Raw genomic sequence first — 679 nt, 5'->3', positions numbered from 1 at the left:
AAGCTGCAGAAGCTCATCTTCAATCTGCTTCGCAATCGGCTTAAGCTCTTCAAGAGGCCTGTCCCCCACCAGCCCCATTTCTATCACGTCTTGTCGCCATTCAACCTGATAGACATTGATGGGCTCCATGCCAAGAGGCAGGTTAGAAATAGTATCGATGCGCTGATTCACATCATCAAGCACTCGCTTGATATCCGCGTTGACATCAACTTCGATAGAAATATAAGCACTGCCACGAGAAGCTCGCGACACCACTTTTTTAATGCCAGTAACGTCTTTGATCGACTCTTCCACTTTGACCAAAATACTCTCTTCAATTTCTTGAGGAGACGCACCTGGATAAGTCGCGCGAACGTCGATGTAGTTCACTTCGATATTCGGGAACATCTGACGCTGGATAAACATGTAACTCACGATACCCATGATGATGATAAACACCATCAACAGGTTGGCAGCCACAGGGTTATTGGCAAAATAGGCAATGATGCCCTTTTGATTCGTATCTTCCATGACAAACTCCTACTTACTGTACGACGGTTTCGGAGTCGTCATTCTTTTTTGCAATTTGAACCGCCATGCCTTTTTGCGGGTATTCAGGAAGAGTCAGAACCAATTGGTCACTTTGTTCCAAACCTTCACCTACCAACATGAATTCTCCCTCCGCTCTTAACACTGTGAC

General features: G+C 45.7%; 1 protein-coding gene and 1 pseudogene. Both read right to left on the bottom strand.

What is annotated here, in order from left to right:
- Positions 1-510: efflux RND transporter permease subunit (locus R8N49_RS27495; protein ID WP_318190501.1), on the bottom strand; the 510-nt coding region annotated here is incomplete at its 3' end.
- A 13-nt stretch (positions 511-523) separates the two neighbouring features.
- Positions 524-679 (bottom strand): annotated as a pseudogene (locus R8N49_RS27490) (efflux RND transporter periplasmic adaptor subunit); the annotation flags it as partial.

Source organism: Vibrio sp. 1978, assembly GCF_033344345.1.
Note: the sequence above shows the minus strand (reverse complement) of the source record. Positions and strands in the feature narration are given on the sequence as shown.